Genomic DNA, 25,011 nt, shown 5'->3' on the forward strand with positions numbered 1-25,011 from the left:
AACGCACCTTGAATTGTTAACGGTGCGTTAGTTGAAAGCGTAACTATATTTAAATTTCTTAACTCTCTGTCTCCTCTGCGTCTCTGCGGTTCGTTTAAAAAATAATTAACTTCAGCATTGACTTTTTTTCAGATTATTGCTGGGCTAATAAGCGAGAACAAATTAGGCTCAAATCAGGTTGAACATTACGATCGCCCCCCTGAAAATGAGAACACCCGCCGGAATTTAACTTGACTGAGCTTTTTCCGCCACGATTCCATATATATATAGAATACGGGTGTTAAATACAGGGTCAATATCTGAGAAAATATCAGCCCGCCCACAACTGCAATCCCTAGAGGACGGCGGGATTCCGAGCCAGCCCCAAACCCGATCGCAATCGGCAAGGTTCCCATTAATGCTGCCATCGTCGTCATCATAATTGGGCGGAAGCGCACCAAACAGGCTTGATAAATTGCCTCAGAAGGTTTTTTCAATTCTTCTCGCTGGGCAACAATCGCAAAGTCCACCATCATAATCCCGTTTTTCTTGACTATGCCCACCAAGAGAATTATCCCAATGAAGGAGTAAACATTGAGTTCCACATGGAATATGATCAGCGTTAACAATGCCCCAAAACCTGCTGACGGCAAACCGGAAAGAATCGTAATTGGGTGAATGAAATCCTCATAGAGAACACCCAAAATCAGATAAATTACGAGGATAGCGATCGCTAACAATAAACCCAAACTCGGCAGTGAACTTTGAAATACCTGGCTTGCACCTTGAAAGCTGGTGCTAATGCTGGCAGGAATCACCTGATTAATCACTTTTTCAATCTCTCCGTTGGCATTTCCCAAGGCCACACCGGGAGCGAGGTTAAAGGAAATGGTGGCGGCGTTCATCCGACCGTTATGATTAACCATTAACGGGCTGACTCCCTGAGATAGTTTGGCGAATGTCTTCAGAGGTACTGCCACTCCTGTGCTGGAGTTAATGTATAACGTCAACAGAGCATTGATATCCTGCTGAAATTGGGGTGCTAATTCCAAAATCACCTGATACTCATTAGTCGCAGCATAGATGGTTGACACTTGGTAAGAACCGTAGGCACTTCTCAGGGTATTTTCGATTTGCTCGGCGGTTATACCATAAGTTGAGGCTTTATCGCGGTCAATGTCAATTTGAATCTGGGAAGCAAACTGTAAATCGCTGTTCACATCCTGGAGTTCTGGCATCTCCTTCATCTTGGTAACAAGTTGAGGAACATACTCCTGTAAGGGTTTGACATCAGAACTCTGGAGTGCTACCTGATAAAGTCCTGTGCTTTGTTGAGCGCCAATAGGTATCGCTGGCGGATTTTGTAAGAATACTTGAATACCTGGAACAGTGGCGAGTTTGGTTCGCAAATTTTGCACGATTTCGTCAGCCCCAAGTTGACGCTGCGATCGCGGTTTTAACCGAATAAACAAACTCCCAGAATTGGCTGCAACTGCTGCCCCACCGCCACTCGCACTCGCTCCCGCCCCGATATTGGAGTTGACTGCATCCACATTTGGGTCTTGACGGATCAGGTTAGCAACTGTCTGCTGATGCTGGACAAGATTATCAAAGGATGCATCTTGGGCTGCTTGGGTAATGCCTGTAATTTGTCCGGTATCTTCGCTAGGAATAAAGCCTTTGGGAACTATCATCAACAGCCCAACTGTCACCGCAAATAGAAAGACAGATAAAATCATCGTGGTGCGATGATATTTTAAGACTTTTTTCAGACTCCAATCGTACAAACCGAGGAAGCGATCAAAGACATATTCCGAAGCTTGGTATAACCGACTTTGATTAGCATGATCTACAGGACGCAGAAAACGGCTGCACAACATGGGAGTCAGAGTCAAAGACACAAAACCAGAGACGAGAATTGCCACTGCGATCGTTACAGCAAATTCATGAAATAATCGTCCCAGTACTTCACTCATGAACAACATGGGGATGAAGACTGCAACTAAGGAAAGGGTCATTGATAGGATGGTAAAACCAATTTCTCTCGACCCATTCAACGCCGCTTCTAGGGGACGTTCTCCCATTTCCATGTGACGGACGATATTTTCTAGCATCACGATCGCGTCATCCACGACGAAACCCACCGAAAGGGTCAACGCCATCAGCGAGAGGTTATCTAGTGAGTATTGCAGCAAATACATCACTGCAAAAGTACCAATCAGCGAAACGGGTAACGCCAAACTGGGAATCACCGTGGCTGAGAGGTTCCGTAAAAAGATGAAAATTACTAAAATAACTAGAGCGATCGTCAAAATCAACGTAAATCTGACATCATCTACTGAATCTCGAATTGACTGAGATGCATCATAGAGAATCCCAATTTCCACGGATGCTGGAATCTGGTCTCGCAATTTCGGGAGTAGTTTCTTAATCGTATCTACGACTTGTACTGTATTGGTTCCGGGTTGTCTTTGAATGGTGAGAATAATGGCGCGGGTATTGTTGTACCAACTTGATACTTTGTCATTTTCTACACTGTCAATAATCCGACCGAGTTGATAAAGATAGATGGGCGCACCATCTTTATAAGACACAATCAGCTGACGATAAGCAGCCGCATCTTGGAGTTGCCCGTTAGTTTGGACTGTAAAATTCTTGTGATTTCCCGAAAGACTACCAGTAGGTAAATCGACGTTACCATCTTGAATCGCTGTCGCCACCTGATCTAGCCCAATTTGCCGCGTAGCCAATTGCTGCGGATCTAGTTGAATTCGAGCCGCATACTTTTGGGAACCATAAACAGCTACCTGTGCCACCCCATTGATTGTAGATAGCTTTTGCGCCAAATAAGTCTCGGCATAATTGTCTACCTGGGAAAGGGGCAGAGTGGGAGAGTCTAGATAAAGGTAGAGAATCGGTTGATCGGCAGGGTTAACCTTGCTGTAGGTGGGAGGATTGGGTAAATCAGTCGCAATTTGCCCCGATGCCCCCGATATCGCGGCTTGCACATCCTGTGCCGCATCATCAATATTCCGACTCAGGTTAAATTGCAGGGTAATTTGAGTCTGTCCCAGAGTGCTAGTTGAGTTCAGCGAATCCAGTCCAGCAATACTAGAAAATTGCTTCTCCAGAGGACGAGCAACCGATGCTGCCATCGTTTCGGGGCTAGCTCCCGGTCGGGAAGCACTTACCTGAATTGTGGGATAATCCACACTTGGTAAATCACTGATTGGCAGTAAGCGATAGCTCATGAAACCGAAGATCAAAATCGCCGCCATCACCAGAGTCGTCATGATTGGGCGACGGATAAATGGTTCTGAGAGGTTCATGAATCACCTCCGCCTGACTTCGGCGCATGATTTCCTTTTGACTTTGAGGAATTTCCACCTGCACTTGAGTTATTGTCGGCTGTTTTGATGCGGATTTTGTTACCCGAAACGAGATTCGCTTGACCATCGGTGACAATTTTATCGCCGGGTTGTGGCCCTTTCTGAATCACATCTAGTCCATCAATGGTGCTGCTAACTGTAACTGGCACATTTTCTACTGTCATGTCGGGCTTAACTACAAAAACAAACTGTCCATCGGGGCCATTCTGCACGGCTTGGGAGGGAACAACTGTTGCATTCGGTTCTTCGGTCAGCGTTAGTGTTGCGTTCACAAATTGACCAGGAAACAAGTTTCCTTCAGCGTTGTCAAATTGGCCAATCAGTTGAATTGTTCCCGTGGTGTTATCAACCGTATTATTGACAGATGTCAAAACACCTGGTGTCGAATGACTTTGATTGGGGAATGTCACATCTACTTTCAGCTTGCCATTCCGCATATACTTTTGTACCTGGGGTAGATTTGTTTCGGGAATGGAAAAAGCAACTTCAATTGGGCGAATTTGGGTGATGGTGACAAGTGGAGCCGTGCTGCTAGTCGTACCAGCTGTACTGTTGGTTTGCAGGGCATTACCTTGAGTCAGCGAAGCACTACTGTTAGCTTGCACCACATTACCCTGAGTCACCGAAACATTCCCAGCACGACCATCAATTGGCGCATAGATTTTGGAGTAAGACAATTGCACTTTGGCATTGTCTAATGCTCCTTGGTCGGAACGAACAACAGCTTGAGCATTAGCGATCGCAGCTTCATCGCCCTTAACAACTGCACCAGCATTAGTCAACGCCACTTGATCGCTTTTCAAAACAGCCTGAACATTAGCGACCGCTTCTCGATCTGCTTGTAGGGTTGCTTGAGCTGTACGGATGTTTTCAACGTATTGCTGTGCTGTATCCAAGCTGATCGCGCCCTTCTTGTACAATGCACCATAGCGATCGCTTTGTCCCTGGGCAAAATTTACTTGTGCTTCATCCTTGATCACAGTCGCCTGGGCTTGTCGCACGGAGGCTTGGTCTTTGATTAAGGTGGCCCTAGCTTGGTCTACCTGACCCAAATCTCTAGCTAATGCAGCTCTTGCTTGTTCTACCGAGGCTTGGTCTTTGGCGACAGTTCCCTCAGCTTGCTGGATAGCAGCAGTTTGCGATCGGTCATCTATGGTAAACAAAAGTTGTCCCTTTTTCACATCTTGACCTTTCTTGAAATAAACTCCAATAATCCGGCCAGTGGCTTCGGGCGTAATCGATACCGTAGATCCCGATTGCACACTACCGATCGCCTGCAATTGTATCGGAACCGTTTTTTGTGTCACCATTGCCACAGTTACAGGTGTCACTTGCTGCTTATTACGATCAGATTTTCCAGTTTTCTCTGTCTTGGCTGCACCCGCATGGATACCCAAAATAACTAGCCCACCCAGCAACAGCACGCCCAAAATTATCCAAGTAATCTTTTTCTTTTTTGGCGATTGTGGTAACTTCGGTTCCACACTATTTTCAGTCAAATTCTCGTTCCTATTTTCAGTTGAACTCTCGTTAGGAATTTCATGGTTCATCAGAACCTCCAGTGGATTCTAGCTTATTAAAAACACTCAGGCAATTATAGTCGAAAGTTTCATTATCTTAAATCCTTTGATATAGACTTGAATTTTTGTTGATTTATCAAGAATAATTCAGAACTCAGGAGTCAGAATTCAGCATAATTTTGAGTTCAACAGGGTAATGAATCTTACTATAGGACTCCTATTTGATTTTTGAACAACACTCACTACATATCGATCCCTATTCCCTATTCCCTATTCCCTTTCATACTAGTTACTTAGCTGTCGATTTAGAAGGTTAAGAGCTTGCTTCTCTATCTGCCTAACTCGTTCTCGGCTAATACCCATACGTTGAGCAATCTGTTCTAGAGAAAGTCCATTTCCGTCTATCAATCCAAAGTGCAAAGTTAATATTTCTTGTTGCTGCTGAGGCAGATTTGACAATAAGCTTTCGACATCTTGACTAATGTATTCTCCAGTGGTATAGGCATTATCAGAATATCTGTAATCTTCTATTAAATCTTGTAATTGTATATCTCTATCCGATCCAACTCGAATATCGAGAGAGATAGTTTGGCGAGACAAAATTAGAAACTCTCGAATCTGACTAGGCTTTAAAGAAAGTGCATTAGCAATTTCTGTACTAGTGGGAATGCGACCTAGTTTTTGAGATAATTCTCGCTGAACACGCTTAATTTTATTTAACTTTTCATTAATGTGAATGGGTAATCTAATCGCGCGTCCTTGCTGGGCGATCGCTCTAGTAATTCCTTGACGAATCCACCAGTAAACGTAGGTTGAAAATCTATATCCTAAAGCCGGATTAAATTTTTCAACCCCTCTCTCCAAACCCAAAGTACCTTCTTGAATTAAGTCCATAAGCTCTAAATTGCGTCTCTGATATTGCTTGGCAATTGACACCACAAGCCGGAGATTAGACGCGATCATTTTCTGCTTGGCTTTTTTCCCTTGATTTAGCTGCTGAAGTAGTTCTTGTTCACTTAACTGCATCTGGTTAGCCCATTCTGCCAGTGTGGGTGTACGCTTTAATTCAACAGTAAGTTTTTCTGATTCAGCAAGTATTTTTATCATCTGCTGAACTTGTTTGGCAAAATAAATTTCTTGCTCGTGGGTTAATAGAGGTATCCGACCAATTTCTTTAAGATAACTACGTACTGTATCAGTTGTAGATTGAGATGTAGATTGAGATGCTTTACCTGTGTTACTAAATTTGGTGTGTGTGAATGTTAAGTTACTCATGGTAAATTGGCTTCTGCCTATTAATTAGGGTAGTTTTTATTCGGAAAAAAGCGCAAATAGTGACTCGAAGAGCCATAGAGGCTTTTATAAAAAAACCAGGTGTCAAGTACTAACTCTAAAAGAGCAATCAATACCCAAATTGCTAAAGAAACAATTACAGGTAGGCTGAGATCGGGAAACTCCCTTTGCAAATCGATAATGCCAAATAACAGCAAAAAAAGGAGCGAAACTCCCAGGAGAAAGGACAACTTTACAATCGCTAGAATGAAACGGCTCATCTCCAAAATGCGATTATAAAGCCGAGAAAATCTCTCCAGAATTTCTTCCATGTTATTGATAACAAGTGAAATTTGTTGTTGGTGTAGGTGGGTAGCTAAGGAAAATTCTTGCTGCACCCGTATCAATTTATGTTCATTCTTGAAATTGTCTAAAAGCTTATCCCAAGGTAATACTTGAGAGGTAGTTGCCCAAATTGGAAAATCCTTTAAATGCAAAGGAACTAAATAGTTAATCAGGGCTATCAAAGTTTCATCAAAATTACTAAGTTCGGGAGGAAGAGACTGAGTTAGACGAATGAGTTGGTCAATCTGAATCTGAAGTGTATAGTAGTCTTCATATCTCCTTTGAGCAATCAACTGACTAGTAAAGGTGAGGAAAACAATTAACACTCCCAATAAAGCGGCTAGGGATTGGGATACAGCAGAAAAAAATTCAATCGCTACCTGTTTCGGTACTGTCAGCCAGGGGGCATTGTCCCGCATAGAAAAAACTAGAGTGGCAACAAATACAACCCCAATGATTGCTAGCTGATGGTGGGTAACAGTAGTTATGATTGTCCGCACTAAAGGAGTGTTACTGAGTTTAACCAGGATTTGCAGACCTGGGACTGGTTCACAAATTTGAAGTCGTTGGGCTTTGCGGGTTGACATGATGGAAAGATACGGTTCCTGACTTGTTCACGACGGTGTTTATTAAGGAAGGCAGGAGGTATAGGGCAGGGGAGGCAGGGGAGGCAGGGGAGGCAGGGGAGGCAGGGGAGGCTGCGGAGGCAGGGGAGGCAGGGGAGGAAAGAGAGTTATTATTAAGCAATTTCTCTTCCCCTGCTCCCCCTGCTTCTCTTCTTCCCCTACTCCCCCTGCTTCTCTTCTCCCCCTGCTCGCCTCAACAGATAACTTTGTTAACCGAACCGTATTGTCCTGCCTCCTTCATTTCCCATTCTTTAAACTCACATGATCGGCCCCGGACTGAATCAATTTGCTCAGGTCAGCAACGGCGCTAGCATACTGAGGATCGGCTAATGTCCCCAAGGTTTGCTTTTGTAGTAATGCTTTCTGTTGTGCCTCGGTTAACTCCACAGTAATATCTGGTTCAATGCCGACATGATTGATATCTCGACCTTTTGGTGTGTAGTATTTAGCGATCGTTAGTTTCAGCCCCGAACCATCCTCTAGTGGCTCTACGGCTTGAACTAAACCTTTACCGAAGGTGCGAGTCCCGACTAATCTGGCGCGATGATCGTCTTGCAACGCTCCTGACAGAATTTCGCTGGCGCTAGCAGATCCCTTATCCACCAGTATCACTAAGGGTTTGTTGGTGAGAGGATGTCCTGAAGCATTGTAGCTATCTTTAACTTTGTCTCGATTTACCAAAGATACGATCGCTCCTTGCTTCAACCACATACTGGCAATTTGTAAACTTGCATCCAGCAGTCCACCTGGATCGGAACGCAGATCCAAAACGTAGCCCTGCACCTGTTGTTGTTCTAATGCTTCAATTGCTCGATGCATCTCTGCGGCAGCAGTTTCCGTAAACTCTGGTAAACGAATGTAACCAATCTTGCCTGCTGGCGTTATTCGTGTGTTGTAAGTTACAGGATAGATGGCAATATTTGCACGGGTAAGGTTGAAAGTTTGCGATTGGCTACCCCGTTGAATTGTGAGTACTACCTTAGTTCCCACTGGGCCGAGAATTCGCTTCACGGCATCCTCAATTTTCATCCCTTGAGTTATTTGACCGTTAATCCGGACAATTATATCGTCTGGTAAAATACCCGCTTTAAAAGCAGGCGTTCCGGCAATGGGGGCGACAACGGTTAAGGCTTTAGTTTTTTCATTCTGTGACAGTTCCAGCCCTACACCACTGAGGTTGCCAGAAATGTCGTTATTTAGGGCTTGAAATTCCTGGGGGTCGAAAAACTCGGTGTAGCGATCGCCTAATTTCGCCACCATTTCTTGAATCGCCCCATAAGCCTGTTGATTAGAACTATAGGAACGGCTAAGATATTGCTGTCGAATTGCTTTCCAATCTTGATGGTTAAAGCTGACATCAACATAATTTTTATCTAGGATTTGCCACACTTCATCCACGAGCTTTTGAGGGCTAGATTCGGCTTTACCGAAAGCTTTGGAAGCGTAGAGACTAGTTCCTAAAAGCATTATTGCTATAACAGCTAGCTCTATCTTGACGAGAAATTTTTGTTTAAACATACTTTAAATCTGCAAGAAGAATACAGAATTCAGAATTTAGAATTCAGAATGCAATCAATGAAGCGTTGAATATCCTCAGTCATTAATTTTGAATTTTGAATTCGGAGCGACGCAACGCGACTGACTACTGAATTATGTCTCGAACAAACTATTAGGAATTATCTTGAGATTTACCTTTGCGGTGGGGATAGGCAGTCTTAAAAATATCCTGAATTTTAGTCTTTTGATCAGCCGTTAGATTCAGGCTCAACACTGCTTGACGCATTTTTTCACCTTGTTGTAATTTTCCTGACAATTCCTTTACCTGATCTGGGGTCAGAACTGCTTCAATTTGTTTGCGAATTTCTTCGCGCTTTTGAGCGCGTTCTGGCGTATTTGATGCCGGAGAGTTTGTCGTAGAAGTATCAGATACCTTTGTGCCAGAGTCATCCCCTTGGGATACATCTGGAGATTTAGAATTGCTGCAACCTGTCATTCCCCCAATCAGAATAGTCGCAAGTAGCATGGTTGGTAAAATTATCTGTTTTTTAATCATTTACTTCTCTTGTTTTGATTGTGTGTAATACCATTGTTATGAGTAAATTTCAGCTTCTAACTGTTTAGAAGATGTTTGAAAAGTTGCTGATTTACTCACACCAGCTAATCTTAAAAGCTGTGATGGGTTTGCACATGAGCTAGAATTCCTAACCTGACCAGTAAAAAAGTACTCAAGTGATTGTGACTTTTTTCCTAATTTAGAAATAATTAATCAGTCGGAACGGCTCTACCAATACCAGAGATAGATTCGTTATATAGAGGAGTAATGAGTATTGGGGAATGGGTACTGGGCACTGGTAAAAAATTATGAGTAAGAGTTGATTGAGGTATGAATTCCCATTAAAATTTTCCTAATTCCCAGTCCCTAGTCGCCAATACCCAGTCCCCAGTTCAATATTTCCCTCTAAAATTGTGAAGATACCTATGGTTTTATCACAAAGACCATTAAATTGGAATAATTCTATGGTTAGCTTGACCTACCCATCGTTTCGTCTATTGCTTTACCTAGAGTGGCTGTTATTGGCTACGGCAGTGTTCATGGAAGTTCTGCTGCCATTTCAGTTGTCTTGGTCGTTGCTGCTACGAGTTATGGCGATCGCCATCTTCAGCTTGATGGGCTTAAGACTACCAATGGTAAAGCTGGAAACAAAATTACTCTATACAGCCCTGGAATTAGTTTTAATTTGGCTGCCAGCAATTCAACAAAGCTTATCTCCTCGCTCAGTTTTGCTGCTGTGTCTAGTACTGGTAATGCGGAGTTGTCTGATATTTAAGCGATCGGGACAGTTGGTTGTCTTGGGTTTATCTCTGCTCTCTCATGGAACACTACTTTTATTAAGACCCATTGTACCTGAGAATTTTATGCGCGATAAAATGATCGCCATGTCTTGGGATTGGCGATTAAGTAATATATTATTATTTAGCTTAACCTTAGTATTCGCTTTATTGTTAATTAATGCCCTGCTTGCAGAGCGCCAAAGTCGAGAGCAGTTAGAAATTGCCCATCAGCAATTAGAGATTATCAATCAACAACTGTGCCAGTATGCACTAAGAATTGAAGATCAGGCAACCTTGCAAGAACGCAACCGCATTGCCCGCGAAATTCATGATGGGTTAGGACACACTCTCGCTGCCCAAACCATTCAAATAAATAATACTCTGTTGTTCTGGCAATCAAATAATGATAAAGCATTGACATTTCTCAAACAGGCGAAAGAATTGGGGGCTGAGGCGCTGCTAGAAATTCGGCGATCGCTTTCTGTTTTACGTTCAAATCCTTTGCAAGGGCAATCTCTCAAATCAGCCATTGAAAAGCTGCTGACAGATTTTCAGCAAACCACAGGTATTGAACCTTCCTGTAAATTTGATCTCCCGCACACTTTACCAACAGAAGTAAACACCGCCCTTTACCGTATTGTGCAAGAATCGTTGACAAATATTTGCAAACATGCTCAAGCGACAAGTGTCACCGTTAAACTTCTGGCTCACGCGGGAATGATTTATCTCTCAATCGAAGATAATGGAAAAGGGTTTAACCCCACTCAAAATACAACTGGGTTTGGACTGCAAGGAATGCGAGAACGGTCGGTTGCACTAGGCGGCCAGTTAAATCTCCACAGTCAACTAGGAACAGGTTGCTGTATTTCTGTTTCTTTGCCACTATCAAAGCTTTTGTTATAAGACTTTTTAATTCAGAAGGCAGGAGAAACCCATGTTTAAACATGGGATAGCAAGGACGCAATACAAGTCGCGCTACGCGTCTGGCTCCAATTCTTTTTTTTTGACTGCGGCTTAATACCCAGAACTAAAGTTTTCTCCCTTCTGCCTCCTGCCTCCTGCCCCCTGCCTTTCTTTGTAATTGAATTACCTACTCCCCACTCCCTACTCCCCATCTCAGTTATGATTCAGATTTTATTAGTTGACGATCAGCATCTTATTCGCCAGGGACTTAAGAGTATGCTTGAGTCGAATGCAGAGATGCAGGTAATTGGTGAGGCGGAGAATGGGCAACGGGCACTCGAACAGATTGCCGCGCTGCAACCCGATATTGTGCTAATGGATATCCGAATGCCCGTAATGGATGGAGTTGCCACTACAAAAGCGATCGCTCAACAATATCCCAACATTAAGGTTCTCGTCCTCACCACCTTCGATGATGATGAGTATGTTTTTCAGGCGATGCGTTTGGGTGCAAAGGGCTATTTGCTCAAGGACACCGAACCAGATGAATTAATGTTGGCAATTAGATCCGTCTACAAGGGACAAACTCTACTCGGCCCAGGATTATTTGAGAAAGCACTCACGCCGATTGCCGCCCCTATCTCCTCTGTGCAACCTCCTCCAGAATTGGCGCAACTCACACCCAGAGAATTAGATGTATTACGGTTAATTGCTTGTGGAGCCAATAACCGTGAAATTGCTGAATCTTTGTTTCTTTCAGAAAATACTGTTAAGAATTATGTTACCAATATTCTGAGTCGGTTGAATTTACGCGATCGCACTCAAGCCGCTTTGTTTGCCCATTCGTTGTTTGGTGGACTTAAATAAATAATTAAGAATCAGAAAATCGCCGGGAATCCCACCCATGCAAGATATGTCCGGGATAGCTGGCAGTGTATGCTGGGATAAAGAGCGATCGCATAATTTGACTAACTCTCTATAATTAGCTGATAGTATTTTTATACCTAAGCTGGGTACTAGGGACTAGTACAAGAAGGCAAAAGTAAAAAGGCAAAAGTAAAAAGAAAGAATGCTTATTTTGTAAGCTTTCTGGCTATTTTAAATGGTTGGTTTATTTACGCCGTGTTTGTTGTACTAGGGACTAGGGACTGGGGAAGAGTTAATCCCAATGCCCAATGCCCAATGCCCTTCAGGAGTGCTGAGTGTTGAGTAAAGAAGTTAGATTCCCTACTCAGCACTCGGAACTCGGAACTCGGAACTGTTTTGCCCAATGCCCAATAACTAATATTTGAGGATATTTAATGTGTCTAGCCGTAAATTATCTTGGTTACCGAAACTAATCATCATTACATTGCTTACTAGTGCTAGTAGTTTGGGTATAAGTTTGCTTTTAACTACCAGAGGATTTGAGCATCTATTGGGAATTGTAAAGCCAAAAAGCGAGAGCGCTAAAGCAAGTCAGAACAAGTTGATGAGTGCATCCGCACAACAGAATATCAGTCCAGCTACAGACCAGATGAATGAAGTTCCCAAGTCTTTTCAGGGAACAATCGTTTATCAAGGGAAACTAAAAGTAAATGAGAAAGTCATCGCCTTAACCTTTGATGATGGCCCAGGCCCCAAAAATACGACACAGATTTTAGAAATTTTGAAGAAAAATGATATCAAAGCCACATTCTTCATGATTGGGGAAATGGTGAAATATTTTCCCCAAATTGCCAAGCAAGTCGCTGCTGATGGTCACGTAATTGGTAATCATACATGGCATCATTGGTATCGCCGTATGGACGTAGCTACTGCGGCTAGTGAAATTGATCGTACAGCAGAGATCATCTACAAGACTACTGGAGAGAAAACTACTCTATTTCGTCCCCCTGGCGGCTTTCTGAATAATGGATTAGCCGAATATGCCAAAAATGAGAAGTACGCTGTCATGATGTGGTCAGAAGAATCGGGGGATGCCGAACGTCGTTCGCCTCAAGTGCCAATGCTGATCAAAAATGTGCTGAAATATGCAAAACCAGGTGCAATTGTACTGATGCACGATGGCGGTGGCAACCGTTCTAAATCTGTCAAAGCTTTGCCAGAAATGATCGCAGGTTTAAAGTCCCAAGGTTATAGATTTGTGACAATTCCCCAATTACTGGAAATGCAAGCCCAAGAACAACATTTGGCGGAAGTAGCTTCACCTGTAGTTACAAAGGATGAACATCCAAACAATTAGCTTAATCATCAGTCAGAAACCCCAGCCCTAAAGGGCGAGGCTTGAAAAAGTCCCACATCTGACCAGTCTAAGTTCTTAACTGAACTACGTTTAAGGCAAGAGTTTAAAGACCTACCAGAGGATGCGTAGCTAGTCCCCTGCTCTAGAAATCGAGAATTAAACACAATACGGTTCAGTTAAGGCTAAAATTCTTTTTTTAACGTAGATGCGGAGCAGCTTGCCGCAGGCTACCGCAAAGGACGCAAAGCAAGAGAAGGAAGAGAAGGAAGAGAAGCTTAACTGTACTGTATTGCCATATGGAGAGTTGGTATCAATATTTAGTATACTAAATCAATCCGCTAAAAACCTGAAAATCCTGTTGGGAGAAAGAGTTAATAATGCGGATGTTAATTAAATTTTTTATGATTCATCATAAACTCAACTCCAAAGTGCGATCGCAATGACTGATAAAGAACTCAAGCATCTAATTGAGAGTAACGCTAAAACAGTCCAAGCTATCTTAGATGAAATGGCGGAAGCACGTCAGGAACGCCAAGAACTCCGAGAAGGAATGCTCCAAATTCAGAATGCAGTAGCACAATTAGCGAACATCCAAGAGAGAATCACCAATTTACTAATTTCTCTTGATGGCGATCGCCCCACAATTCTCAAGAAACTCTCAGCGCTGGAAACTAAGCTGGATCGGTTATTGCAGCAAAATCCAACGGATGATTTAGGTTAAATACTTATATTAATCCCTAGATGCACTGAAACAACATTTATTTTCCTTAAACAGTCGATAATGTAAATAAATGTAAAAAATCCTCAGGCAGGACAGAAGCATCTATGCGTGTAATTTTAATGACCGGGAAAGGCGGCGTGGGCAAAACTTCCGTCGCTGCTGCAACTGGACTCCGTTGTGCGGAACTAGGCTATCAGACATTGGTTTTAAGTACCGATCCCGCCCACTCCCTGGCAGATAGTTTTGATATGGAACTGGGACATGCACCCCAAAAAATTCGCCCAAATCTCTGGGGTGCTGAACTAGATGCGCTGCAAGAACTGGAGGGAAACTGGGGCGCTGTGAAACGTTATATTACCCAAGTTTTACAGGCCAGGGGTTTAGACGGCGTACAGGCGGAAGAATTGGCAATTTTACCAGGCATGGATGAGATTTTTGGCTTGGTAAGGATGAAGCGCCATTACGATGAAGGTGAGTTTGATGTCTTAATTATCGACTCAGCCCCCACCGGCACAGCACTGCGGTTACTGAGTTTACCTGAAGTCGGTGGCTGGTATATGCGGCGTTTCTACAAGCCATTTCAAAACATCTCGGTGGCACTTCGACCCCTGGTTGAACCTTTGTTTAGACCAATTGCTGGTTTTTCGCTACCCGATAAAGAAGTGATGGATGCACCTTATGAGTTTTATGAACAAATTGAAGCTCTGGAAAAAGTATTAACAGATAATACTCAAACTTCAGTGCGTCTAGTAACAAATCCTGAAAAAATGGTGATTAAAGAATCTCTCCGTGCCCATGCTTATCTGAGTTTGTATAATGTTGCAACAGATTTAGTCGTGGCGAATCGGATTATTCCAAGTGTTGTCCAAGACCCATTTTTCCAACGTTGGAAGGAAAGTCAAGAACAATATCGCCGGGAAATCCATGATGATTTTCACCCTCTGCCTGTAAAAGAAGTTCCCCTATTTTCTGAAGAAATGTGTGGATTGGCTTCCTTAGAACGCCTGAAAGAAACTCTTTATAAAGATGAAGATCCTACTCAGGTTTATTACAAAGAAACAACTCTTAAAGTAGTGCAAGAGGAAAACCAATACAGCTTAGAACTTTACTTACCTGGTATCCCTAAAGACCAAGTTCAACTCAGTAAAACTGGAGACGAATTAAACATTACGATTGGCAACCATCGTCGTAACTTAGTTTTGCCACAAGCCTTAGCAGCACTGCAACCAGCCGGGGCAAAGATGGAAAATGACTATCTAAAAATCCGCTTTGCTGACAACACAAGGGTTTAATTTTGTTGAACATTAGTCTGTCAACAAAAAGTTAAAACTAAAAAGCAAGAACTTTCTCTTATAGCTAGTACAGACGCAATCTTTTTAGCGTCTGTTTTTATGATTTTTTGGTGAATTTTTATAAAAGCCAAAAAAATATTTTTATTAATGATTTGACCGTAGTTTTACTGAAGACAAATTGATGAAATAAATTTCAGAATGTCTTTAGATTTAATTATGTCAGTTTTCAAATTATTAATTTATTTTGCTATAACAATGACCTCCAATCCTCGCGATGAAGAAAGTTTTCTACGCCGCATTACAAACCGTATCCGACGCAGCTTAGAATTAGAAGAAATTATCACAGTCACAACGGCAGAAGTGCGATCGCTACTAAAAACTGATCGAGTGATGATTTACAAATTTCATCCCGATGGTAGTGGTCAAGTAATTGCTGAATCGATTAATAAAAATTGTTTGCCGTCGCTACTGGGGTTAAATTTTCCCTACGATGATATTCCATCCTATGCCCGTGAACTATTTATCAAATCACGGATGCGTTCGGTTGTAAATGTTGACACTAAAGAGATTGGTCAAATTCACCTGCGTGATTTAGATAATGGAGAAACTATCTCAGAGGAGATCCGCTACCGCCCTGTAGATCCCTGTCATATTGAATATTTGACGGCAATGGGGGTAAAATCTTCGCTAGTAGCGCCTATTCTCTATCAAGATCAACTTTGGGGGCTGCTAGTCTCTCATAATTCTGAAGCGCGTTCGATTTCAGAATATGAACTAGAAGCAATACAAATGGTAGTCGAGCAACTGTCAATGGCGATCGCTCAAAGTACCCTTCACACTCAAGTTCGCAAAACAGCCGAACGAGAAGCGATCGTTAACCGCATTGCTACCCTCCTACATTCACTACCCACAATTGTCTTACAGCCAGCCCTAGAAACGGCTGTTGCTGCCTTTAATGGTGTTGGTGGCAGGCTGTGCATTAGAAATAATGAAGCTCTTGATTTTCACAATGGCAACGTCACCAGCTTAACAGAATGCTTAATACCAGGAAATACTTGTATCAAGCTTTATATCTGTGGACAGCAACCTGTAATGCCAGAACAAACCATATATCCACTCATAGAGCAGTATAGTGTCTGGCAAGAATACTACAAGTTTAGTAAATACGATGTTTGGGCAATTTCAGATATATATAAAATTTCTGACTTGCGAACTTTGCAAGTTGCTTTTCAACCAACTAAAATTCGCAGCATATTGATGATCCCACTCCAGTATCGTCAGCAATTGCTAGGCTATTTAAGTATTTTCCGCAATGAAGTAGATACAGAAACTTTATGGGCGGGGCAGCATGAGGGCGATCAAAGGCAGCTTTACCCTCGTTTATCGTTTGAGGTTTGGCGCGAATCTAAAAAAGCACAAGCTCAAAAATGGACAACTGAAGAGATTGAACTGGCTAGAAACCTCAGTAAACACTTTGCTTCAGCAATTCAGCAGTATGAATTATACCAACAAGTGAAAACCTTTAATGAAAATTTAGAAAAACAAGTTAAAAGACGCACAGTTGAGTTACAACGGACAGCTGAACAAGAACAGGCTGTGTTTAAAGTTATTGCCGAAATTCGGGAATCTCTAGACACAAATACGATTTTTCAAACCACAACTAAAGAGGTTTGTCAATTAATTAAAGCCGATCGCGTTTCTGTTTATCGTTTCGATGCTAATTGGGGTGGTGAATTTGTCGGAGATTTTGAAGCTGCTAGTCCATACTGGTCGAATGAGTCTGAACTAGGTATTAATACAATTTGGAATGACACCTACTTACAAGACACACAGGGAGGACGCTACCGCCACAATGAAACATTTGCAGTCGATGACATCTACAAGATGGGGTTTACTCAGTGTCATATCGACAATCTAGAGCAGTTTCAAATTCATGCTTTTGTACTTGCACCGATTTTTGTTGGGCAAAAACTTTGGGGTTTGTTGGCAACTTATCAACACACTGGGCCTCGACAATGGAAAGTTTCTGAAGTTAACTTTCTCAGTCAGATTGCGGCTCAAATGGGCGTAGCACTCCAGCAAGCTGATTTACTCACTCAGACACGACAACAGACATTAGATTTGCAACAAGCAGCAGAACAGCAACGGGTATTGTTTGAAGTTGTAGCGAAAGTTAGAGAATCTTTAGATTTAGATGCGATTTTTCAAGCAACCACCCAAGAAATCTGTAAATCACTACAAGCAGATCGAGTTGCAGTCTACCGCTTCCAGGCTGATTGGAGTGGTGAATATATCGCCGAGTTTGTAGGTGATAACTGGGTAAAATTAGTAGGTTCAGATACCAAGACAGTTTGGCAAGATAGCTATTTACAAGAAACCCAAGGTGGGCGATATCGTCACAATGAAACCTTTGCAGTCGATGATATCTATGAAGCTGACCACTCTCAATGTCACATTGCAGTTCTAGAGCAAATTCAAGCAAGGGCTTATGCGATCGCACCCATATTTATTGGGCAACAGCTATGGGGCTTACTAGCAGCTTACCAGAATTCTGCACCCCGTCATTGGGAAGCCTCAGAAATTAAGTTTATTACCCAAATTGCTAATCAGCTTGGGGTTGCACTCCAACAAGCCCAATTACATCATCAAACCAAAGAGCAGACAGAAAAACTGGCTCAAGCTTTGCATGATTTACAGCGAACTCAAACCCAACTGATCCAAACTGAGAAAATGTCCTCACTTGGTCAACTGGTAGCTGGTATTGCTCACGAAATTAACAACCCTGTGAACTTCATTTATGGCAACATCAATCATGTCAACGATTACGCCCAAGATTTACTTGGTATATTAGACCTCTATTTGCACAATGCTCCCAACCCTAACCCAGAGATTCGCGATCGCGCACTCGAAATCGACTTAGAATTTCTTATGGAGGATTTGCCCAAAACTCTATCTTCCATGAAAGTTGGGGTCGATCGCATCCGTCAGATTGTTTTGGGTTTACGGAATTTTTCTCGCCTTGACGAGGCAGAAAAAAAACCAGTTAATATTCATGAGGGCATTGATAGCACCTTGCTAATTTTGCAGCATCGCTTGAAAGCAAAACCAGAAAGTCCGGCGATTAAATTAGTTAAAGAATACGGCAACCTTCCTTTAGTAGAGTGCTATGCTGGGCCACTAAATCAAGTATTTATGAATGTTTTAAGCAATGCGATCGATGCTTTAGAAGATTACACAGAATCTCAATCAACAACTCATAACAGTCAAATTACTATCCGTACTTCTCTTGGAGAACTTGAAGGCAATATCAAGAGTGTAGTCATTCGCATAAGAGACAATGGCCCAGGAATACCTGAATCCCTAAAGGCAAGAATTTGCGATCCATTTTTCACAACAAAGCCAGTAGGAAAAGGCACTGGTTTAGGATTATCAATTAGTTACCAGATTGTCGTAGATAAACACGGTGGTGTGTTGAGATGTGATTCTCAGCCAGGGTTAGGTACAGAATTTTGGATTGAAATTCCAGTGATACAAATCACCAAATCGCACCATCAAACCCTGTAGGGTTGGCTTGACGCACAAAACCTGAGCAATTTATCGAGGCCTGAACCAAATCAGAGAATTGGTATAAACCTCATCTATGTTGAAACCTAAACCTCGTCCATGTTGAAACCTGGAGTTTTGAATTATTCTGTTGTGTCATTGCGACGTAGGAAGCAATCGCAAAATTTTGGTAAAAAACTACAGTTCTCAAGTTAGACGAGGTTTAGATGAGGTTTATAATTGGTCGAGTTGCTTGAGACGGTAGCCTATACCGTGAACTGTTTCAATAAAATCTTCAAAAGCTCCGGCTGCTTTGAGCTTTTGACGTAGGCTTCTAAGATGAACCTTCACAGCATGTTCTTCTGGAGGAGAATCTAATGACCAAATATGTTCAATAATCACGCTGCGACTCAGGACACGACGACCATTTCGCAGCAGTAACTCTAAGATTCCGTACTCTTTTGGGGTTAAATGTAGCATATTTTTTCCATAGCTCACTTCATAAGTGCTGGGATTGAGGTGCAGATTGCCCCATTCCAAAATCGGCGGCGATGAAACATTACCCCGACGAAGCAAGGCGCGAATTCGGGCAAATAGTTCTTGTAAATCCACTGGTTTAACGACATAATCATCGGCTCCGGCATCAAGCCCGGTGATTTTATCGCTAACGGTATCACGAGCAGTGAGCATGAGAACAGGCATACTATAGCTGTGCGATCGCAACCGATGACATAAACTAATTCCATCGAGTTCTGGCAACATCACATCCAGCAGCAGCAAATCATAATCCAGCATTTTGGCTTGATTCCATCCTGCCTCACCATCTGTCACCACATCAACCGTATAACGCTGATCTGTCAGGGCTTCTGCTAAAGTTTCGGCAAGGCGTAAATCATCTTCAACTAAAAGAATTCGCATAATTTTTTAAAGATACTTGGTTATATTTCAAACAATCGGCAAATTCTCATTGAGAAAATATTGCAAAAAGTAACAATTTCTCGATTTGGTTGCTTCTTTCCGATTTCTTTACTATTTCCTGAGTAATTTCCTTACTTTTGAGATGTAATTTTATATTTTATATGGGTTTCTAATAACCTTCTTAAGATGTTTCAAACAAATGGACTTTGAACTTAGTTCACCCTTAGGTATCAGCCTGTTTCAAGAGACTCACTCAAATTTTAGAAAAGGCAGAATCAGCAATTAAGCATTTTTCTGTTAACCTGGAACGCCTCTAAATTAGACAAAAATTTATTTATCCAAGAAGTTTATTGATTGAAGAATCTATATAAACTTTGCATTTTTATCAAGTTACTTGAAGCAAAATAATGTTGCCGCCACAAGCGCATAAGAAGCTCCAATGTTGGATAAGAAGCCGCCATTTAATCTGCTCCGGCCATTTTTTTATATTTGAGACTATAGACTATTCTTGCGTTGAGAGATTTAACGAGTGTATAGCCGCTCTGGGAGGTACATTAATTTCCGTTGAGCCAGTTGATAAAATTTGGATGGGCGAACATCGGCAGGTTTTTCTTTATCGTGTTAAAGCCAGTTTATTTACACCTTGTCATCAGTTAAGGCAATACTGGTTTAAGTATGGCAGTTTTTACACTAGATTTGATAAAAGTTGTTAATTCTTTTTGATGTTTAGCGACTTCTATGCTTTCGGAAAGATGGAGTCAATTAACAATTTCCGATTTATATAAGATACTGTACGTGAAAGCTGCCGCAACTCAGCATCAAGCAATTGCTGTAAATCCCGACGACTCTTTGCCTGACGACTTAATTTCTCATGAGGTTCAGCAAGACTATAAGCTGGAATAATAAGTTTTGCCTGTCCTATTTCACAAGATTGCAAAATCTGCTCACAGCTTACGCACTGTTCTTGTTCAAAGACTAGTTCTAAGACGAAGTTAGTTTCAACGTAAGCGAGTATTCGAGCGTCGCGTCTTGATTCTGACTCCTGAATTCTGACTTCTGAATTCTTCTTCAACTTGCAATGTCATAATTTACCTTGTTAGGCTGTAGCCCACAAACCTAGCTCAAACAATAGCACCAGTTGCATAATCCTTTTAGAAAAAATTTTCAGAGTCAGGAGTGACAAACAATCAACCTTCCAGACTCTATTTCTCTAATATCTCCTCTCTATGCTCATACCCGATTTTAGTATTATCAATTTCAATCCTATCGGTATTGGTTTTAGCATTATTACCTTGGGAGTAATTTACTATTTTCTCAACCTAGAAGTAACTAGGCGACAACGGGTAGAAGCGATCCTGCGACAACAAACTGAGCGGGAGCGACTAGTAAGCCAGATTGCTCACCAGATCCGTAAGTCTTTGGAGTTAGAGGAGGTTCTGACTACCACTGTTGCAGAAGTACGCGAGTTTCTCCAAGCGGATAGGGTGTTAATTTATCGCCTCTGGGAAAATGGTACGGGTAGCGCCATCACTGAAACAGTTCTACCTGAATATACAACAATTTTGGGAGAAACCTTTCCACCAGAAGTGTTTCCTAGAGAGTATCATCAAGCGTATTCGTTGGGAAAAACCCGGGCGATCGCAAATGTCGATCAAGCTGATGTCGAACCATGTCTAGCAGAGTTTGTGAAACAGTTTGGTGTCAAAGCTAAGTTGGTAGTGCCAATTTTACAAGAGAATCGGCAAGGGGATAAACAGCAAGACAGCAAAACACCAGCTTCTACCCCTTATCTTTGGGGCTTATTGATTGCTCATCAGTGCGATCGCACCCGTGTATGGGAATCTTGGGAAATTGAGTTAATGAAGCAACTTGCTACCCAAGTAGCGATCGCCATTCAACAATCGGAACTTTACAAACAGCTACAAACACTCAACGCCGAACTAGAACACCGCGTTCAACTGCGGACTCAAGAGTTAGCTACAGTCAATGTCTCTCTCCGAGCCGAAATTGCTGAACGTCAGCGCACCCAAGCCGCACTACAAGCTTTGATTACTGCCTCTCCTCGCGCTATCTTCACACTTGATTTAGCAGGCAACGTAAAAATCTGGAATCCTGCTGCTGAAAAGATGTTTGGTTGGACAGAGGCAGAGGTAATTGACCATCCCAACCCCATTTTTTTAGATGACCAATTAGAAGAATACAACACTCTTCAAGAAAGTATATTACAAGGAACAACTTATACCAGAGTGGAATTGCGCCGTTTAAAAAAAGATGGCACTGCGATCGATATAGTTTTTTCTGCTGCTCCATTGCATGATAGCGACGATAGTATCAACGGCATGGTAGCAGTGATTGCCGATATTACACACCAAAAGAAGCAAGAAGAACAGGTGCGGCTATTGCAATCTGTAGTTGTAAATACTAATGATGGTGTAGTTATTACTGAAGCGCAACCAATTGGCAAACCTGGGCCGCATATTATTTATGTTAATGAAGCATTCACCAGAATCACAGGTTACAGCCCGGAAGAAGTTTTAGGTAAAACACCGCGTATTCTTCAAGGAGCGAAAACAAGTCGGGTTGAACTGGATAAAGTCTGGAATGCTCTATCTCATTGGGAATCAGTCACAGTTCAGGTAATTAACTACCGTAAAGATGGCTCGGAATTTTGGAATGAATTCAGCATCGTTCCCGTAGCCGATCAAACTGGCTGTTACACCCACTGGATAGCAGTACAACGTGACATTACCGGACGCAAAAGGCTAGATGAAATTCGGATGGCACTAGAGCGAGAGAGAGAACTTAGCGTCCTGAAAACACGCTTTTTCTCAATGGCATCTCATGAGTTTCGTACTCCTCTAAGTACTGCCTTAGCAGCAGCGCAATTGCTAGAGAATTGTCAAGATGAATGGGATAACTCTTCTAAGCGACTGAGGAACTTACAGCGGATTCAACTTTCCGTCAAAAATATGGTTCAAATGTTAGACGATATTTTGACTATCAATCGAGCCGAAACCGGAAAACTAGAATTTAATCCCAAACTCATAGATTTAGAAGAATTCTGCGCTTATTTTGTCGAAGAAATGCGCTTAAGTACAAATGAGAGGCACACATTGAGTTTTGCTTGCCAAGGAAAAGCTGTTTCTGCTTGGGTGGATGAAAGGTTATTGCGTTCCATTCTGTCTAATTTGCTGCTGAATGCGATTAAATATTCTCCTGAAGGAGGGAATGTTAATCTGAGTCTGGAGTTTAAATCAGATACGGTCATTCTCCAAGTTCAAGATCAAGGTATTGGGATTCCGCTAGCAGATCAAAAGCAGCTATTTCAGCCGTTTCATCGTGGCAAAAATGTCAGAAGCATTCCCGGTACAGGATTAGGCTTGGTAGTGGTGAAAAAGTGTGTAGACTTACACCAAGGTCATATTAACATCACCACAGAAGTAGGAATTGGTACGACTTGTGCGGTAATACTGCCATTAGAAGATAAGTCTTAAGGAAAGTTTTGGGTAAAAGCATAGCGTTTTTAATGCAAGGAGACCATTGGCATTGTTAGCCGACGCATTGGCATTGTTAGTCGGCGCATTGGCATTGTTAGCCGGCGCATTGGCATTGTTAGTCGGCGCATTGGCATTGTGACTGGACGCATTGGCATTGTTAGTCGGCGCATTGGCATTGTGACTGGACGCATTGGCATTGTGACTTGATGCATTGGCATTAGACCTCTTGCATAAATCAAAAATAAAGAACCCCACCCCACATTTGAGTAAAGCAAACGCTTCTCTCCCCGCAAGCCTACGGTGTACACATAAGTGGTTACGCAAAATTATTTATGTCATTGCGAGCGAAATGAAATGTAGCGAAGCAATCTCCAAACCCTTGCGATTGCTTCATTTCGCTTCTCTACGAGACGCTACGCGAACGCTTCATTCGCAATGACAAATGTATATTTAATTTTGCATTAGTACTTAATAAAATCAAAGTCGTTGAAGATCCCCCTAAATTCCCCTTAAAAAGGGGGACTTTGAATGAAGGGCTTTCGCCCCCATTAAAAAGGGGGGTTGGGGGGATCAAAAGCTTGTGGAGCAATGGTTAGAAGACTTATGTGTACACCGTAGCCGCGCAAGCGGGGGGGTTGGGGGTGTTAAGGACTTTTGCAAAGGTCTATTATTACCCGACGCATTGGCATTGCAAGATTTTGCCAAATTTAATTTGCTTGCTTGAAATTACTAAAACCAGCTTTTAGTAAAGAATTGTAATCCAAAATCCAAAATCCAAAACCCAAAATTCTTATGAGTCCCTGACTACGGTAGTCTAGATGAGAGTGAATTTATCGCCTGCGATATTATATTGTTTTATGACATCAGTTGTTTCTAGTCCCCCACGCACTATTCGGATTGGTTCACGCAAAAGCCAACTTGCTCTGGTTCAGACCTACTGGGTACAAGAGCAACTCAAGAATTGCTATCCTGATATCACTTTTGAAGTCCACACCATGTCTACCCAAGGCGATAAAATCTTGGATGTAGCATTAGCTAAGATTGGCGATAAAGGACTTTTTACTAAAGAACTTGAACTCGGAATGATCAATCAGGAGATTGACTTTGCAGTTCATTCCCTCAAGGATTTGCCGACTAATTTACCAGAAGGGTTGACACTGGCAGCAATTACTGAACGGGAAAATCCCGCCGATGCATTAGTAGTGCATGAAAAGCACAAAGATAAACAAATCGATACATTGCCAGAAGGTGCGGTAATTGGAACATCTTCGCTGCGGCGGTTAGCACAGTTACGCCACCATTTCCCGCACTTTACATTTAAGGATGTCCGGGGAAACTTGATTACACGGTTGGCAAAACTGGATGCAGGCGAATATGATGCCCTGATTTTGGCAGCAGCAGGGTTAGAAAGATTGGGAATGAGCGATGGCTGCGCCGGGTTGCACCTACGCATTCATCAAATCCTCCCCAGTGAAATCTCCCTCCACGCCGTTGGACAAGGTGCTTTAGGGATAGAATGCCGTGCTGATGATAGTGAATTGCTATCTCTACTCAAAGCGATTGAACATCCCCAAACACGCGATCGCTGTCTCGCTGAACGCTCTTTTCTACGCTCTTTAGAGGGCGGATGTCAAGTACCTATCGGTGTAAATACAGAAATATCTGGTGAGAATTTGACCTTAACAGGAATAGTCGCCAGCATAGACGGTCAAAAGTTCGTCAAAGATGCCGTCACTGGTCAAGCTAACAATGCTGAAGCACTAGGTATAGAACTAGCAGAACGGTTGCGGCAACAGGGAGCGCAAGAAATTTTATCAGAAATTTTTGCAGTGATTCAGCGCGGTTCCTAAGCAATTGGTGAAGCCGATGTGATTAGATAAGAATTGATCGCCGTTGCACAAAATATGTGCTGCAATTTTAGATTTTGGATTTTGGATTTTGGATTCAAAG

At 42.3% G+C, this 25,011-nt stretch carries 17 protein-coding genes; 8 read left to right on the forward strand and 9 right to left on the reverse strand.

From position 1 onward, the window contains the following. Window positions 1–185 precede the first annotated feature (185 nt). The 6 genes from V7K76_RS14970 to V7K76_RS14995 all read right to left on the reverse strand — a co-directional run bounded on the left by V7K76_RS14970 (window position 186) and on the right by V7K76_RS14995 (window position 9,184). Window positions 186–3,308 carry an efflux RND transporter permease subunit gene (locus tag V7K76_RS14970; protein WP_334780055.1) on the reverse strand — a complete coding sequence of 1,041 codons (3,123 nt, stop codon included), beginning with the start codon at window positions 3,306–3,308 and terminating at the stop codon, window positions 186–188. Beyond that, window positions 3,305–4,918 (reverse strand): efflux RND transporter periplasmic adaptor subunit, encoded by a 1,614-nt coding sequence (locus V7K76_RS14975; RefSeq protein WP_334780056.1) that lies wholly within the window; start codon window positions 4,916–4,918, stop codon window positions 3,305–3,307. Before V7K76_RS14975 ends, V7K76_RS14970 begins: the two co-directional genes overlap by 4 nt. Before the next feature lie 255 nt (window positions 4,919–5,173). After that, the gene (locus tag V7K76_RS14980; protein WP_334780057.1) at window positions 5,174–6,163 is read right to left on the reverse strand and encodes an RNA polymerase sigma factor, RpoD/SigA family; all 990 of its coding nucleotides are present in this window, start codon (window positions 6,161–6,163) and stop codon (window positions 5,174–5,176) included. A 20-nt stretch (window positions 6,164–6,183) separates the two neighbouring features. Continuing rightward, the gene (locus V7K76_RS14985) at window positions 6,184–7,092 is read right to left on the reverse strand and encodes a hypothetical protein (protein ID WP_334780058.1); all 909 of its coding nucleotides are present in this window, start codon (window positions 7,090–7,092) and stop codon (window positions 6,184–6,186) included. Between the two features lie 276 nt (window positions 7,093–7,368). Beyond that, on the reverse strand, window positions 7,369–8,649 hold the full coding sequence (locus V7K76_RS14990) for a S41 family peptidase (RefSeq protein ID WP_334780059.1): 1,281 nt from the start codon (window positions 8,647–8,649) through the stop codon (window positions 7,369–7,371). A 151-nt stretch (window positions 8,650–8,800) separates the two neighbouring features. Beyond that, window positions 8,801–9,184 carry a hypothetical protein gene (locus V7K76_RS14995; RefSeq protein ID WP_334780060.1) on the reverse strand — a complete coding sequence of 128 codons (384 nt, stop codon included), beginning with the start codon at window positions 9,182–9,184 and terminating at the stop codon, window positions 8,801–8,803. 464 nt (window positions 9,185–9,648) lie between these two features. On the opposite strand from V7K76_RS14995, the gene V7K76_RS15000 reads away from it, so the two are divergent. The 6 genes from V7K76_RS15000 (at window position 9,649) to V7K76_RS15025 (ending at window position 18,667) form a co-directional block, all read left to right on the forward strand. Beyond that, the gene (locus tag V7K76_RS15000; RefSeq protein ID WP_334780061.1) at window positions 9,649–10,866 is read left to right on the forward strand and encodes a sensor histidine kinase; all 1,218 of its coding nucleotides are present in this window, start codon (window positions 9,649–9,651) and stop codon (window positions 10,864–10,866) included. A 219-nt stretch (window positions 10,867–11,085) separates the two neighbouring features. Continuing rightward, a complete protein-coding gene (locus V7K76_RS15005; RefSeq protein WP_334780062.1) occupies window positions 11,086–11,733 on the forward strand; it encodes a response regulator transcription factor in 648 nt (215 codons plus the stop codon). Window positions 11,734–12,169: 436 nt separating this feature from the next. Beyond that, window positions 12,170–13,090, forward strand: a complete 921-nt coding sequence (locus tag V7K76_RS15010) for a polysaccharide deacetylase family protein (RefSeq protein ID WP_334780063.1) — start codon at window positions 12,170–12,172, stop codon at window positions 13,088–13,090. Window positions 13,091–13,529: 439 nt separating this feature from the next. Further along, a complete protein-coding gene (locus V7K76_RS15015; RefSeq protein ID WP_292842212.1) occupies window positions 13,530–13,811 on the forward strand; it encodes a hypothetical protein in 282 nt (93 codons plus the stop codon). Window positions 13,812–13,915: 104 nt separating this feature from the next. After that, on the forward strand, window positions 13,916–15,103 hold the full coding sequence (locus tag V7K76_RS15020) for a TRC40/GET3/ArsA family transport-energizing ATPase (RefSeq protein WP_334780064.1): 1,188 nt from the start codon (window positions 13,916–13,918) through the stop codon (window positions 15,101–15,103). Window positions 15,104–15,358: 255 nt separating this feature from the next. After that, entirely contained in the window at window positions 15,359–18,667 is a 3,309-nt protein-coding gene (locus V7K76_RS15025; RefSeq protein ID WP_334952822.1) for a GAF domain-containing protein, read from the forward strand. Between the two features lie 213 nt (window positions 18,668–18,880). On the opposite strand, the gene V7K76_RS15030 is transcribed toward V7K76_RS15025, so the two are convergent. Beyond that, window positions 18,881–19,564: a response regulator transcription factor gene (locus V7K76_RS15030; protein WP_179066558.1), complete on the reverse strand. Its 684-nt coding sequence runs from the start codon at window positions 19,562–19,564 to the stop codon at window positions 18,881–18,883. Between the two features lie 736 nt (window positions 19,565–20,300). Next, window positions 20,301–20,636 (reverse strand): hypothetical protein, encoded by a 336-nt coding sequence (locus tag V7K76_RS15035; protein ID WP_334780066.1) that lies wholly within the window; start codon window positions 20,634–20,636, stop codon window positions 20,301–20,303. 154 nt (window positions 20,637–20,790) lie between these two features. On the opposite strand from V7K76_RS15035, the gene V7K76_RS15040 reads away from it, so the two are divergent. After that, window positions 20,791–23,058: a sensor histidine kinase gene (locus V7K76_RS15040; RefSeq protein WP_334780067.1), complete on the forward strand. Its 2,268-nt coding sequence runs from the start codon at window positions 20,791–20,793 to the stop codon at window positions 23,056–23,058. Window positions 23,059–23,087: 29 nt separating this feature from the next. On the opposite strand, the gene V7K76_RS15045 is transcribed toward V7K76_RS15040, so the two are convergent. Beyond that, a complete protein-coding gene (locus V7K76_RS15045; RefSeq protein WP_335029857.1) occupies window positions 23,088–23,273 on the reverse strand; it encodes a hypothetical protein in 186 nt (61 codons plus the stop codon). 645 nt (window positions 23,274–23,918) lie between these two features. On the opposite strand from V7K76_RS15045, the gene hemC reads away from it, so the two are divergent. Next, entirely contained in the window at window positions 23,919–24,911 is a 993-nt protein-coding gene (gene hemC / locus V7K76_RS15050) for a hydroxymethylbilane synthase (protein ID WP_334780068.1), read from the forward strand. Window positions 24,912–25,011: the final 100 nt, after the last annotated feature.

Source organism: Nostoc sp., assembly GCF_036917975.1.
Taxonomy (GTDB): Bacteria; Cyanobacteriota; Cyanobacteriia; order Cyanobacteriales; family Nostocaceae; genus Nostoc.

Excerpts from the sequence above, each read along its gene's own strand:
- V7K76_RS14970 (WP_334780055.1), bottom strand. The coding sequence starts at position 3,308 with ATGAACCTCTCAGAACCATTTATCCGTCGCCCAATCATGACGACTCTG.
- V7K76_RS14975 (WP_334780056.1), bottom strand. The coding sequence starts at position 4,918 with ATGAACCATGAAATTCCTAACGAGAGTTCAACTGAAAATAGGAACGAG.
- V7K76_RS14980 (WP_334780057.1), bottom strand. The coding sequence starts at position 6,163 with ATGAGTAACTTAACATTCACACACACCAAATTTAGTAACACAGGTAAA.
- V7K76_RS14985 (WP_334780058.1), bottom strand. The coding sequence starts at position 7,092 with ATGTCAACCCGCAAAGCCCAACGACTTCAAATTTGTGAACCAGTCCCA.
- V7K76_RS14990 (WP_334780059.1), bottom strand. The coding sequence starts at position 8,649 with ATGTTTAAACAAAAATTTCTCGTCAAGATAGAGCTAGCTGTTATAGCA.
- V7K76_RS14995 (WP_334780060.1), bottom strand. The coding sequence starts at position 9,184 with ATGATTAAAAAACAGATAATTTTACCAACCATGCTACTTGCGACTATT.
- V7K76_RS15000 (WP_334780061.1), top strand. The coding sequence starts at position 9,649 with ATGGTTAGCTTGACCTACCCATCGTTTCGTCTATTGCTTTACCTAGAG.
- V7K76_RS15005 (WP_334780062.1), top strand. The coding sequence starts at position 11,086 with ATGATTCAGATTTTATTAGTTGACGATCAGCATCTTATTCGCCAGGGA.
- V7K76_RS15015 (WP_292842212.1), top strand. The coding sequence starts at position 13,530 with ATGACTGATAAAGAACTCAAGCATCTAATTGAGAGTAACGCTAAAACA.
- V7K76_RS15020 (WP_334780064.1), top strand. The coding sequence starts at position 13,916 with ATGCGTGTAATTTTAATGACCGGGAAAGGCGGCGTGGGCAAAACTTCC.
- V7K76_RS15025 (WP_334952822.1), top strand. The coding sequence starts at position 15,359 with ATGACCTCCAATCCTCGCGATGAAGAAAGTTTTCTACGCCGCATTACA.
- V7K76_RS15030 (WP_179066558.1), bottom strand. The coding sequence starts at position 19,564 with ATGCGAATTCTTTTAGTTGAAGATGATTTACGCCTTGCCGAAACTTTA.
- V7K76_RS15040 (WP_334780067.1), top strand. The coding sequence starts at position 20,791 with ATGCTCATACCCGATTTTAGTATTATCAATTTCAATCCTATCGGTATT.
- V7K76_RS15045 (WP_335029857.1), bottom strand. The coding sequence starts at position 23,273 with ATGCATCAAGTCACAATGCCAATGCGTCCAGTCACAATGCCAATGCGC.
- hemC (WP_334780068.1), top strand. The coding sequence starts at position 23,919 with ATGACATCAGTTGTTTCTAGTCCCCCACGCACTATTCGGATTGGTTCA.